Origin of the sequence: Flavobacterium sp. LS1P28, assembly GCF_003970335.1 — a bacterium.
GTDB lineage: Bacteria > Bacteroidota > Bacteroidia > Flavobacteriales > Flavobacteriaceae > Flavobacterium.
In genome coordinates, this window is sequence record NZ_RYDI01000006.1 from 87,822 (window position 1) to 101,311 (window position 13,490).

The window sequence follows — 13,490 nt, forward strand, 5'->3', positions numbered from 1 at the left end:
TAAACTTAAAAAACTCCATTATTTCTAATGGAGTTTTTTTGTGGTTCATACTGAACTTACAAACCGTTTTTTACCGGATTTAAATAAGTTAGCATTGCAATTTAATTACATCTTATAATTTACAAACTATTATTTTTCAACAAATTAATCTTCAGGTCTACATATTGCAGCCGAAGGTTGTTTTTTAGCACTTCATATTCTGCAGAAATAAATTGATTTTTTACTGATGAATATAAAATAGCTTCCACTTTTCCGCTTTCAAATTTGGCTTGGGTAGTGGCCAGAGACGCCTTCGCATAAGACTGTTTTTGGTTCAATTTATCTTGAAACTCCTTATAATTTCTTTTGTTTTGATTTTCTAATTCAATTTGATTGCGCAAGACTTGTTTTGTCTGTTCGATAACCAGATTTGTCTTTTCACTTTCTATTTTTGAAGCACTAATTTTTTTATTATTTCTAAATCCGTTGAAAACCGGAATTGTCAATTGCATTGCTATCTGCTGACTTTTATTCGCTTCTAATTGAGTGAAAAAAGCATCCGTGTTTGAATTCATCTGGTTTAAAGTTTTATAATAAAAAGAGGAAAACCCGTAATAGGCTGATAACACTGGCAAATTGAAAGCGCGTTCTACGCTAATTGATTTCAAACTGTTTTCGTATTGGAGTTCCGCAAGCTTTATTTTAGGATTAAATATTTGTTGATCAAAATCTTCGGTGGCTCTTTCGTTAAAATAAGACTCCAATACAATTGCATCATAAAGGCTCGTATCGCTAACATTCATGAGTTGGAACAATTGCATTTTTTTAATAGCATACAATTGTTCGGTTTCCAAATTTCGGTTTTCTTCCTCCGAAAAGCTCAATTGCATATCATACAAATCGCTTTGAGGTTTGCTACCAATTGCTACTTCTTTAGTTACTCTGTCCAAATTAAAAGCAGCTTGTTTCAGTTGTTCATTTTGAATTTTAGATAATTCCTGAGTATAAAGTGCCTGATAATAGCTTTCCAAAAGCTGCAGTTTATATTCGTTTTCTAAAACTTCTTTTTCGGCTTTGGCTTGTTCGATATTGATTTTATCTTTTTGAGCATTCGCAAATGCGCCGAAATCAATCAGATTCGTTCTGGCATTGAGATAAAAATTATCACTTTGAAAATTAGAACTTACCCTTGCATTAGTGGCTGGGTCAATCGTGGAACCTAAAATGTACCCTTGTTGTCCATTTAAATTGATAGTTGGCAACATTCGATTTAAAACCGAATTTTGTGATCGCTCTGTTCTTTTTATTTCTAGCTGCCTAATTTTTATTTCGATAGTATTCTGCAATCCCGTTTCCATACAACGGCTTAGCGACCAAGAAGTATCCTGAGCACTTGCCAATGCACAAAAGGCTAAAAAGACAACCGTAAAAACAATTTTTTTATTCATATTTTAAATATTTCAAAACATCTGTTTTTGTTGCTTGATAGGCTCTTGATAAAACAATGATTAACGTTAAAACCAATAGTATAATAAAACCAAAAAGGAATGGAAACAAGGTCATTTCAATTCTAAAAGCAAAATTCTCTAACCACATATTCAACAAATAATAAGTAGGAAACAAAGCAATTAAAAAACCAATGATGCAATATAAAATATACTGTTTTGATAATTCTTTAAGCAAAGTATTGGTTTCTGCACCCAAAGTTTTTCTGATAGCAATTTCTTTCATCCGACTTTGTATCGAATAAGAAGCCAAAGCAAACAGCCCAAATAGAGCAATGAGAATCACCACAATATTCAGTAATGAAAAAAGATTCTTTTGTTTCACATAAGTTTCATAAGTTCTGGCATATTCTTTATCCACAAAATCATATTCAAACGGATACTCTTGATCTACATTTTCTGTCCAAAATCCCTCTATTTTTGCTAAAGTTTGCTCGGAATCCTTTGCATCAATTTTTACATAGATATAATCCAAATTCCATAGCATCCAATCAATAGTTTTGAGATGAAAGAAAACCATTGGAGGAACTTTTGATTGCGGACTCAACAAATTAAAATCTTTGACAACCCCTATTATTTTTAGCTTTTTACCGTTCCAAACTACTGTTTTTTCAATAGGATTTTCCTCTTTCATCATGCTTAAGGCCGTTTCATTTACTAGTAATGAATTGATACTATCCGAGGCTAGTTTTTCAGAAATATTCCTTCCCTCTTTGATTTTAATTTGCATCATATCAAGCATATTGTAATCTACAGCTAAGTTTTTAGCCTGGATATATTCTCCATTATAAGAAAAACCTGTACTACTATCATTTCCTCCACCAAACTTGAAAGTTCCTGTTGAAATTTGTTGAACGCCTTGAATTTTTGCGATTTCCGATTTCACAGTTTGATATTTTTTGAATATCAATTCAATTGCTTCTTTTTTGCTTGTAATATCCTTTCCTATAATCCATCGAATAGCGATTACTTGATCGCCCTTGAATCCTAAATCTTTATTCGCTAAATAAGTGACCTGATCATAAACAATATAAGAACCGACAATAAAAAAACTAGCAATAGCAAATTGAAGAATCAGCATTCCGTTACGCAACCAAATACCACTTTTGCTTCTCCCAAAATTACCTTTTAGTACTTTTAAAGTCTCAAAATTAGCCACGTAAATAGCTGGAAAAACTCCTGCAACACTTACAGTAATAATAAAAATTAAAATAAGCTGGATGTAAAACTGACTTCCGTATATGATTAATTCTTTGTCTAAAAATTCATTATAAAAAGGCAGACTTAATTCTACAATTACTAAGGCTAGAAATATCGAAAACAGATTGATTAGTATGGATTCAAAAATAAATTGACAAACAATATTCATTTTGGAGGCTCCAATGATTTTACGAATACCCACTTCTTTGGCTCTTTTTATAGCATTGGCTGTAGCCAAATTGACATAATTTGCGATAGAAAGAATAATAATAAGTACGGATAATCCTAGCATTATTACTAGGAATTGATAATTTCCTTTTCCTTCTGGCATTCCAGGTGCAAAAGCATGCAATCGGATCGTACATAATGAGTTTAGAACTGATTTTATGGAACCGTAACTTTTTATATATTCTTCGACCGAGATTCCATCTGATTTTGCATCTTTAACTGTTTTATTTTGATAATATAAATCGTTAATTTTTTTTGTTAGCGCTTCTGCTTTATTTGGGTCTTTTAATTTTAGCAGCAAATGAAAATCAAAATTATTCCAGCTATCTTTATTTTCTATATACCGCTCTTTCATCTGGTTAATCACAATAGCAGGATTAATAGAGGAATTCCCTGGGACTTTGTAAACCGCAGTTACGGTTAAAATGGTATCCTCATAATTTATTTGTTTCCCAATTGGATTTTCCTCTTTAAAAAATAATTTTGCCGTTTCTTGATTCATCGCCACACTATTCTCTTTTTGTAAAGCAGTGCTTAAATTTCCCGCTATCCTTTCAAAAGGGAACAATTCGAAAAAATCGTTTTGAGTATTTAAAGTTTTAGTTGTGTTGATTTTTCGTCCTTTATATTTAAAAAAACCTGTTTGATAATAATCGTGGTATACCACGTTTACAACGTTTGGATCCTCTTTTAAATAAGTTTCTAAAGGAACAAGACTGGTTGGAAAAATTACATTTTTCCCTATATCAGAAAAAACTTTAAATACTTTGTCTTTTTCAGAATTCCATTGATCATAACTTTGTTCATCATTCCAATATAGAATGGCAAAAATTAATCCTGCTATTCCTATTGACAATCCTAAAACATTCAAAGCAGCAAACAACTTCTCGTTTTTGAGATGGTATAAAAATATTCGTGTCCAATTTTTTAGCATGGTTATTCGTATTTTAAGTAATGCAAAACATTAACTCGGGTTGCGGTATACGCTTTTAAAAGCACAATTATCAATGTTAAAACTAATAGTATGAGGAATCCAAAAACAAATGGAAATACAGTGATGTCAATCCTAAAGGCGAAATTTTCGAGCCATTTGTTCAACAAATAATACACTGGAAACAAAGCGATTAAAAACCCGATTGCGCAATATAATATATACTGTTTTGATAATTCTTTAAGCAAAGTATTGGTTTCTGCACCCAAAGTTTTTCTGACAGCAATTTCTTTCATCCGACTTTGTATCGAATAAGAAGCCAAAGCAAACAGCCCGAAAAGCGCAATACCAATTACCACAATATTTAACAATGAAAAAAGATTCTTTTGTTTTACATAGGTTTCATAGGTTCTGGCGTACTCCTTATCAACAAAATCATATTTGAATGGGTATTCAGTATTGACTTTAGAAGTCCATAATTTCTCGATATCGGCTATGCTATTTTCCATATCATCAGCTTTTAGTTTTACATACACTCGACGAATGGCTGAGTAAGACATATTGAAGGAAGTAGCATGAAAAATTGTCATTGGCGGAACTTGGTCTTCTGGACTAAATAGATTGAAATCTTTTACGACTCCAACTATTTTTAATTTTTTTCCAAGCAATTCAATTTCTTTTCCCAACGGATTTTTCTCCTTTATCATTTTGAGAGCTGTTTCATTTATGATAACTGAATTAATTGTGTCACTAGCAAATTTTTCGTCAAGACCTCTGCCTTTTATCACTTTAATTTTCATCATGTCAAGCATACCAAAATCAACAGCCATATTTTGTCCTTGAAAGTTTACCTCTTTATATGCAACGTTTGAAGACATTGCGCCATCACCAAACTTAACAATACCTGTCGAAGCCTGTTCAACTCCTTTTATCTTAGATAATTCCCGTTTAATAGTAGTATATCTATTGAATATATTTTGCAATAAAGGCGCTTCCTGATAATAGTCTGAAGCAGGGGGAGTAAAAGTTATAGACATTACTTGATCTCCCTTAAATCCAAGATCTTTATTGCTTAAATAGTTGACTTGCTGATAGACAATATGAGATCCAATAATAAAAAATGTCGCAATAGAAAATTGTAAAACCAGCATACCGTTGCGCAACCAAACGCCACTTTTACTTCTTCCGAAATTCCCTTTCAATACTTTTAAGGTTTCAAAATTGGAAATATAAACCGCTGGAAATATCCCTGCAACCAAAATGGTAATCATAAAAATTACAAGTAATTGCAAATAAAATTCATTGCCGTTTATTATTAGTTCTTTTTCCAAAAATTCATTGTAATAAGGCAACCCTAATTCTACAATTACCAATGCCAATAAAATAGAAAACGAACTGATAAGGATTGTTTCAAAAATGAATTGACTAATAATATTGCCTCTTGATGCACCAACTACTTTACGCACACCCACTTCTTTGGCTCGCTTTATGGCATTGGCCGTAGCCATATTGACATAATTGACAATGGATAAAATGAGAATTAAAACAGATAAACCAACCATTATAAGTAGAAACTGATAGTTACCTCTCCCCTCTGGATAGCCATCAACAACGGAGTGCAATCTGGCGGTTGAGAGCGGTTCCAAAATAATTTTAATACGGCCATCTCTTTTAATTACATCATCAGGTCTAATTCCTTGTTCTTTCGCATTGTTTAGCGTTAATTCATTATAATATATTTGTTCAATCTTCTTTTTGATATCCTCTGCGTTAGAATAGGCTTTTAGTTTTAGAAAGACTTTAAAATTAAAAATATCTCGTTGGATATTATTTGAATCTAAATTCCTTCCTATCCTGTCAATCAATATCTCTGGGACAATGGACGAATTTCCAGGAATACGATAAACTGCGCGAACAACAAACATTCCGTAAAAAACTTTTAGTTGTTTACCGATAGGGTTTTCGTTACCAAAAACTCTTTTCGCAACATCTTCCGAAATGGCAATACTCGTTTCATCTTTCAATGCTGAAATAGCGTCTCCTTTAATAATTTTAAAAGGAAAAAACGAAAAGAAATTACTTTGAACATTGATGATTTTGTTGATTTCTTCACTCTTTCCGTTATAGAAAATCCGGTCATTTACATAATCCCCTTTCATATATAAGATAGTTTCAATTTCAGGATCTTTTTCTAACAAAGATTTTAATATCGGAGGTTGATTTGCAGATACGGTTCCATCAGGCATTTCAATCAATACCTGAAATACATTATCTTTTTCTGGATTCCAAGCGTTATAACTTTGTTCATCATTCCAATAAAGCAATGCAAAAATCAATCCTGCAATTCCAATCGCTAAGCCGAAAACATTCAAAGCCGAAAAAAGCTTGTTTTTTTTGAGATGGTATAAAAATATATTTATCCAATTTTTTAGCATGATTGATAGAATTTATTGGTTGATTAACACATCAACATTACGACTATTTGTTTTTTCTGAAAGTATCATTCCATCTTTCATCAAAATTGTTTTTTGGGAAAAAGACGCATCGTACTCAGAATGTGTAACCATCAGGATCGTTGCTCCGTTGGAATGTAGATCAGTGAGCAATTCCATAACTTCATTTCCATTTTTGCTATCTAGATTTCCTGTAGGTTCATCGGCAAGGATGATTTTCGGATCGTTAATTAAAGCTCTTGCCACGGCCACACGTTGTTGTTGTCCTCCGGAAAGCTGTTGTGGATAATGTTTTAATCGGTGTGAAATCCCTAATTTATCGGCAATTGCTTCTACTTTTTTCTTTCTGTCTGAAGAAGGAACTTTGTTATAAATCAATGGCAATTCGATATTATCATAAACCGATAATTCGTCTATCAAATTGAAATTCTGAAAAATAAAACCAATATTTTCTTTTCTGGCTTTCGATTTTCCTTTTTCTTTCAATCCAATCATTTCCTGATTTAACAATTGATAACTTCCACTGGAAGCGCTGTCGAGCAATCCTACAATATTTAATAAAGTGGATTTTCCACTTCCCGAAGGCCCCATGATGGACACAAAATCACCTTGATTTATGGTTATAGAAACTTCACTTAATGCTTTCGTTTCTAATTCCTCGGTTCTAAATACTCTTGAAAGATTTTTAATTTGAATCATACTATTGTTCGTTTTTTGATTGATGCTATTTTTATGTTTCCTACTATTTCTTATTCTAAATTTAATATTTCCGCCCGTTTATAATCTTTGTACGATGACGTGATTACTTTTTCGCCAGCTTTCAATCCGCCAAGAACTTCATAATATAATGGATTTTCTTTCCCAAGTTTGATTGCTCTTCGTTCTCCTTTGCTGCCGTTGACAACAAAAATCCATTTCCCATTGGTTTCTTCATAAAAACTTCCTTTGGAAAGCACTACTGTTTTTGTTTTTTCTGACAAATTTAATTTAACCCCAAAACTCAATCCCTGTTGTAAATTCAAACTTTCTGAGGAAGTGAAATTCAATTCGACCACAAATCGTCCACTTTTTATTTCGGGAATGACTTTCGTAATCTGAACACGGATTGGTTTTCCATTAAAATCGACTGTTCCTTTTTGGCCATCAGTGATTTTGTTCAAATAAAACTCATCCACATCGGCAAGCAATTTATAGCCTTTCATTACATCAATTGTCCCAATACTTAGTCCCTGAATGTATGTTTTCCCCAGGATCGGTTCAAAAGAAGAAAGTCTTCCTGAAAGCGGGGCTGAGATTAAAAAATGCTGCTTGTTTGTTCTCAAAATCCCCAAACTTTTATCCATGAAAGCGATAGATTGATTCAGTTGTCCAATTTGGATTTGATTCGCCCGTTTCTCTTTGGTAACACTTTCCTTAATGATTTTCATTCTTTCTTTCTGGAAACGTAAATTTTCTACTGTTTTTTCCCATTCATTTTTAGAAAGGATTTCTTGCTCAAATAATTTCTTATTTAAATCGTATAAATTTTTAGAATCCAAATAATCGTGCTCTATTGCAATTAAATCTTTGGCCAAATTCAACTCCTGGTTTCTTAAATCGAGTTTTGATTTGTTCAAATTATTGATTTGTTCGATAATGGCAGTTTCTTGTTGCATATAATTCAACTCGGTGTTGGGATTGTAAAGTCGGGCCAAAGCTTGTCCTTTTTTTACCATCGCCCCATTTTCAACATAAATTTCCTGAACAGCGCCACCTTCGGTAATATTAATCAAAATAGAATTCAATGGCGTTACTTTTGCCTGAAACACGATAAAATCTTCAAAGAAATTATTTTCGACTGTTTTAATAGTAATTTCTGCTCTTTTGACATTCAGGCTCCTTTTTTTAGTCACTGAAGAATAAACCAAAAAGACCAAAACCAAAAAAAGCGGCAATGCGATGAATAGATACTTATTTTTATTATTTTTACGAGGAAGGATGGTGTCCATTGTTGTTATTTTCAAGTGTACAAAGCAATTTCGTGCCAAAATTTTAAACCTTGCAATCGCCTGATTTTTAAATATTTTACTTTTAATACAAATTTCACGTGTTCAGTATTGAACACTTTTTGTCCAAAAACGAACAGTTAATGAAAAAGACAAACGCAAGCATTTTAGTGATTGACGATCAGGAAGACATCCTTTTTGCTGCTAAGATGCTGCTTAAAAAACATTTTGAGAACATTTATACACTCACTAATCCAAAAAATGTGGTTGAATTATTGTCAAAAAGCACCATTGATGTGGTTTTACTCGACATGAATTACAGAATAGGTTTCGAGGACGGAAGAGAAGGTTTGTATCTGTTAAAGGAAATAAAAACGCTTTCGCCAAAAACAATTGTTATTTTAATGACCGCTTTTGGTAAAGTAGAAACAGCTGTTGAAGGATTAAAATCAGGGGCTTTTGATTATATTTTAAAGCCTTGGGACAACGAAAAATTGCTTAATATTGTTAGACAAGCTGTTAGTAAATCACGCAAAGAACAAAAGAAACTAATTGATTTTGCCACTACTGATGATTTCTTTATTGGTAATTCAGAGGCTATAAAAAAGGCTTATTTACTGGCTGATAAAGTCGCAATAACAGAAGCCAATGTTTTAATCCTTGGAGAAAATGGTACCGGTAAATTTGTTTTGGCACATCACATCTATCTGCAGTCCGAAAGAAAAAATAATGCTTTTATTCCCGTTGATTTGGGTTCTTTGAATGCCAATATTTTTGAAAGCGAACTATTTGGTTACGCCAAAGGAGCTTTTACCGATGCCAAAACAGATACTCCGGGACGTTTTGAATTGGCTGAAAATGGAACTATTTTTTTAGATGAAATTGGAAATGTACCACTGCATCTACAATCTAAACTCCTTCAGGCTATTCAAACCAAAACAATAACCCGATTGGGCGAATCCAAATCAAGACCTTTGAATGTTCGTATTATTACCGCCACCAACTTGAATTTAAAGCAAGAAGTAGCAGATAAAAACTTTAGGGAGGATTTATATTATCGCATTAACACTATGGAAATTGTTTTGCCTCCATTACGAGAACGCAACGAAGACAAGATCCCTTTGGCTCACTATCTCTTGCAAAAAATGATGGCTAAGTACGGACGAGATGAAATCGCTTTTGATGAAAAATCATTGGAACAAATCGAAAAACATGCTTGGAACGGAAACATCAGAGAATTGGAAAACAGAATAGAACGCGCCGTGATTCTTTGCGAGAACAATCATATTTCGGTTTCCGACTTAGATTTAGAACAAATAACAACTTACGAGGATAATCCAGACGATATTCAGCTGTCGGCTATCGAAAAAGCAGCCGTCGAAAAGATGCTATTGAAAAACAACAACAATATCAGTAAAACGGCGGAGGAATTGGGATTGTCAAGAGGTGCTTTATACCGAAGAATTGAAAAATATAACATCAGCACCAACTAATATGTTTACATCCTGGAAAATATACCATCTCCTTTTTATAAGATTGCTACTTATTCTTTTGACTACCGGAATTTCCTTCTTTCTTTTTCAAAAAGGATTGGTTTTCACGGCCGTATTTGGTGTCCTTATCATTTTTATACTGCTCGTTGAAATGTATTTTTATGTAAAACAAGCCTTTTTACTTTTCGACAGAACGATTACTTCTATTTTGCAAAATGATTTCACCTCTGATTTTTCAAAGCATAAATCGTATAAAAATTATTCCAACGTATTCAAATTGTATGAAAATCTAAAAAACAAACAAAACGAAGAAGTTTCAAAAGACATTATTTACCGTTCTATTTTGAACAATATTGAAACTGGAATTATTATCCTGCAAAAACAGGAAACCGATTGGAATATATTTTTGATGAATGATTATTTTTCCAAACATTTTAACGTTCCAAAAGTTTCCAAATGGAAATATCTAAAAAATCAGTTGCCTTCTTTGTGTGAAGTTATCGAGGAGCAAGATTTTCAGGAAATTAAAACGTCATTAGAGATCCGTGTGAATCAACAAGACAGACAAACATTTGTACTGCAGACTTCGAGGAGTGAAATTTACAATCAGGATTATTTTATCGTTTTGCTGGATTCGATTCAAAATGTAATCGAGAAAAAAGAAAAAGAGGCTTGGGTCAATCTGATGAAAGTTATTTCTCATGAATTGTTGAATTCGATTACTCCCATTCGGTCACTTTCTCAGAATCTACAGGATTTAGTTCAGCAGGAAACCATTTCAACGGAAGACTTGGACGATATGAAAAGTAGTGTTGCCACGATGTTAAGGCGGAGCGACCATCTACAGCAATTTGTTGAAAGTTACCGCAAACTGGCCATGCTGCCTTCTCCCAAAAAAGAAAAAACAGAATTGTTGAAAATGGTTGAAAACAGTTTCCAAATTATGGATCCAATTTTCAAAAAAGAACAAATAGAAGTCATAAACACGATTGCTTTCGACCACAGGCTAAATGTTGACATGCAACAAATGGAACATGTATTGATTAATCTTTTGACGAATTGTATTTACGCCCTGGCAGATACAGAAAAAAAGCGGATTATTATTTCGGCAGAAGTTAAAGAAAAGCGAATTTTTATTAAGATTACCGATAACGGAAAAGGCATTGAAAAAGAAATAGAAAGCAAAATATTCTTACCTTTTTTTACCACTCGTAACGAAGGAGCCGGAATAGGTTTGACTTTATCTAAAAGTATAGTCGAAGCGCACGGAGGGTATCTGGCATATCAAAATGAAGGTGAAGAAACAGCTTTTGTAATTTGTCTGGTTGATAATTAAATTTCTGTTTTGGATTAATCCTGAAGGAGAGAAAAATTAGTTATAATAATTATATACTAATCTTTTCCGTCTTTATTTTTACTCATAAAACTAAGAGCAATATAACCCAATACAAAGAAAATCGCCAATATAAAAATTGAATTCCTAATCGAATTTGTAATTGAAGCTACAAAACCAAAAATAAATGTACCAAGCACTATGGCAATTTTTTCAGTAACATCAAAAAAACTAAAATAGGTAGCATGATCTTCCGTTTCAGGCAATAACTTGGAATAGGTTGAACGTGATAAGGATTGAATAGCCCCTAAAACCATTCCTATCATTCCTCCAAGCGCATAAATTTGGATATCAATATATGTACTTTTAGCATCTAAGAAGTAGACCGTAAACCAAATAAACGCCCAAATTGCTACAGTAAGTTTTAGTGTTTTTATATTTCCAATTTTCTCTGATATTCTTGAAAATAAATAAGCGCCGAAAATAGCAATTACATTTATTAATAAAATTATAATAATCAATTTACTCGTACTAATTCCTAGTTCTTTTTTAAAGAAAATACCAGCCAATAATATCATTGTTTGTACCCCTATGCTGTAAAGAAAAAAAGCGGTTAAGAATTGTTTTAATTTTGTTAGTTTCTTTATACTTTTTGAAACAACTTTAAGCGCTATTAATCCTTTAAAAATATAATCTTTTTCGGGTTTTTTATGAAATACATTATTAGGCAAATAATAAAAAGTTACTTGGGCAAAACCAATCCACCAAATACCAACAGATAAAAACGAAATCCTCGCCGGTAAAGAAGAATCTGTTATCCCATACCATTGAGGCATCATAACCATCGTCAAATTAAACGCCAATAAAATTACAGAACCAAAATAACCATACATAAATCCTTTTGCACTTACTCGATCATGTTGTTCTGGAAAAGCAATTTCTGGCAAATAAGAATTATAAAAAACAATACTTCCCCAAAAGCCAACACTGGCTAAAATGGTACCTAAAATTCCAATCCACAATGTGTCCTGTCCCTTAAAAAAGAATAAACTCATGACTGATAACGAACCCAAGTAACAAAAAAACTGCATAAATCGTTTTTTGTTACCCGTATAATCAGCAATTCCAGACAATATTGGTGATAAGAGAGCAACTACCAAAAATGAGAATGATAAAGAGTAAGATAGCAAAGTTGAATTAATGAATTCTGTTCCAAAAAAATGAACAATCCCATTGTTTCCGCTTGTTACCGTTTCATAATAAATGGGAAAAACAGCTGTCGAAATTACTAAACTATAAACGGAGTTAGCCCAATCATAAAAAGCCCAAGCGTTAATAAGCTTTTTATCTCCTTTTTGTAATCCTTTCATATTTCATTTATTTATGCTACGAATTTATTTATTTTTTGTTTAACATTAGACAAAACGGGATGAAATCGTACATTAATAATCCATTATCATAAGCACGCCGTTAGGATAAACAAAAAAAAGCTTTTCTGAAAAAGAAAAGCTTTTGTATAAAATTAGATTTACTAATTAATATGATTTTTATCTGTATATAATTCCAACTTTTACAGCTGTTGCTTTAGCTTCAGGAATTAATGCTTTCAAATTCGCAATTCGGGTAGCATCAGAGGGGTGTGTACTCATGAATTCTGGCGGTGCTTGCCCAGCGGATTGCGCTGACATCCTTTGCCAAAAAACAACTGATTCCTCTGGATTGTATCCTGCAATAGCCATTAAAGTAAGTCCTATTTTATCGGCCTCCGTTTCATGACCTCTACTAAAAGGTAACATTCCGCCATATTGTGTGGTTACTCCGTAAGCCTGTTGCCAAATTTGTTGATTCTCAGCACTTTTTCCTCCCGTTGCAACAGCAACTCCTACAGCACCTAATTGTTGCAATTGAGCAGCACTCATACGTTGAGCTCCATGATTGGCTAATGCATGCGAAACCTCATGTCCCATTACGGTAGCTAAACCCGCATCATCTTTAGTTATAGGCAGTATTCCGGTATACACTACAATTTTTCCTCCTGGCATACACCAGGCATTCACATCTTTATTGTCAATTAATTTATATTCCCAACGGTAATCCTTCAAATATTGTGATTGATCTAAATATATTAAATATTTTTCTGCAGCAGCTTTAATTCGAAGACCAACTGTTTCCACTTTTTTTGCATCAGCAGTTCCAGTAATTACTTTGTTTTCACTTAAAAAAGTACCATATTGCTGAAATGAGGTTGGAAACAACTCACTATTGGGAACAAAATTTAAGTTTTTTTTTCCTGTAAGCGGATTAGTTGCACAAGAAGATAAAATACCTAGAGCTAAAACCCCTACTATTAAATGCTTTTTCATGATTTTATTGTTTTTAGATG

9 protein-coding genes are annotated in these 13,490 nt (G+C 32.9%); 2 read left to right on the forward strand and 7 right to left on the reverse strand.

Features of this window, described 5'->3' with window-relative positions:
* Positions 1 to 119 precede the first annotated feature (119 nt).
* The 5 genes from EKL97_RS06960 to EKL97_RS06980 are packed head-to-tail and all read right to left on the reverse strand — an operon-like array spanning position 120 to position 8,284.
* Positions 120 to 1,427 (reverse strand): TolC family protein, encoded by a 1,308-nt coding sequence (locus EKL97_RS06960; protein ID WP_126568531.1) that lies wholly within the window; start codon positions 1,425 to 1,427, stop codon positions 120 to 122.
* Positions 1,420 to 3,846: an ABC transporter permease gene (locus EKL97_RS06965; RefSeq protein ID WP_126568532.1), complete on the reverse strand. Its 2,427-nt coding sequence runs from the start codon at positions 3,844 to 3,846 to the stop codon at positions 1,420 to 1,422. The genes EKL97_RS06960 and EKL97_RS06965 overlap by 8 nt, the downstream gene beginning before the upstream one ends.
* Before the next feature lie 2 nt (positions 3,847 to 3,848).
* Positions 3,849 to 6,278 carry an ABC transporter permease gene (locus tag EKL97_RS06970; protein ID WP_126568533.1) on the reverse strand — a complete coding sequence of 810 codons (2,430 nt, stop codon included), beginning with the start codon at positions 6,276 to 6,278 and terminating at the stop codon, positions 3,849 to 3,851.
* 12 nt (positions 6,279 to 6,290) lie between these two features.
* A complete protein-coding gene (locus tag EKL97_RS06975; protein ID WP_126459762.1) occupies positions 6,291 to 6,995 on the reverse strand; it encodes an ABC transporter ATP-binding protein in 705 nt (234 codons plus the stop codon).
* Positions 6,996 to 7,045: 50 nt separating this feature from the next.
* The gene (locus EKL97_RS06980) at positions 7,046 to 8,284 is read right to left on the reverse strand and encodes an efflux RND transporter periplasmic adaptor subunit (protein ID WP_126568534.1); all 1,239 of its coding nucleotides are present in this window, start codon (positions 8,282 to 8,284) and stop codon (positions 7,046 to 7,048) included.
* A 140-nt stretch (positions 8,285 to 8,424) separates the two neighbouring features.
* On the opposite strand from EKL97_RS06980, the gene EKL97_RS06985 reads away from it, so the two are divergent.
* Positions 8,425 to 9,774 (forward strand): sigma-54-dependent transcriptional regulator, encoded by a 1,350-nt coding sequence (locus EKL97_RS06985; RefSeq protein ID WP_126568535.1) that lies wholly within the window; start codon positions 8,425 to 8,427, stop codon positions 9,772 to 9,774.
* Positions 9,746 to 11,110 (forward strand): HAMP domain-containing sensor histidine kinase, encoded by a 1,365-nt coding sequence (locus EKL97_RS06990; protein ID WP_317125233.1) that lies wholly within the window; start codon positions 9,746 to 9,748, stop codon positions 11,108 to 11,110. Before EKL97_RS06985 ends, EKL97_RS06990 begins: the two co-directional genes overlap by 29 nt.
* A 56-nt stretch (positions 11,111 to 11,166) precedes the next feature.
* On the opposite strand, the gene EKL97_RS06995 is transcribed toward EKL97_RS06990, so the two are convergent.
* Entirely contained in the window at positions 11,167 to 12,477 is a 1,311-nt protein-coding gene (locus tag EKL97_RS06995) for an MFS transporter (RefSeq protein ID WP_126568536.1), read from the reverse strand.
* 177 nt (positions 12,478 to 12,654) lie between these two features.
* Positions 12,655 to 13,470 carry a M48 family metallopeptidase gene (locus EKL97_RS07000; RefSeq protein ID WP_126553209.1) on the reverse strand — a complete coding sequence of 272 codons (816 nt, stop codon included), beginning with the start codon at positions 13,468 to 13,470 and terminating at the stop codon, positions 12,655 to 12,657.
* Positions 13,471 to 13,490 lie beyond the last annotated feature (20 nt).

Bases quoted from the DNA above. Each gene is read 5' to 3' on its own strand.
- EKL97_RS06985 (WP_126568535.1), top strand. From the start codon at position 8,425: ATGAAAAAGACAAACGCAAGCATTTTAGTGATTGACGATCAGGAAGAC.
- EKL97_RS06965 (WP_126568532.1), bottom strand. From the start codon at position 3,846: ATGCTAAAAAATTGGACACGAATATTTTTATACCATCTCAAAAACGAG.
- EKL97_RS06975 (WP_126459762.1), bottom strand. From the start codon at position 6,995: ATGATTCAAATTAAAAATCTTTCAAGAGTATTTAGAACCGAGGAATTA.
- EKL97_RS07000 (WP_126553209.1), bottom strand. From the start codon at position 13,470: ATGAAAAAGCATTTAATAGTAGGGGTTTTAGCTCTAGGTATTTTATCT.
- EKL97_RS06960 (WP_126568531.1), bottom strand. From the start codon at position 1,427: ATGAATAAAAAAATTGTTTTTACGGTTGTCTTTTTAGCCTTTTGTGCA.
- EKL97_RS06995 (WP_126568536.1), bottom strand. From the start codon at position 12,477: ATGAAAGGATTACAAAAAGGAGATAAAAAGCTTATTAACGCTTGGGCT.
- EKL97_RS06970 (WP_126568533.1), bottom strand. From the start codon at position 6,278: ATGCTAAAAAATTGGATAAATATATTTTTATACCATCTCAAAAAAAAC.
- EKL97_RS06980 (WP_126568534.1), bottom strand. From the start codon at position 8,284: ATGGACACCATCCTTCCTCGTAAAAATAATAAAAATAAGTATCTATTC.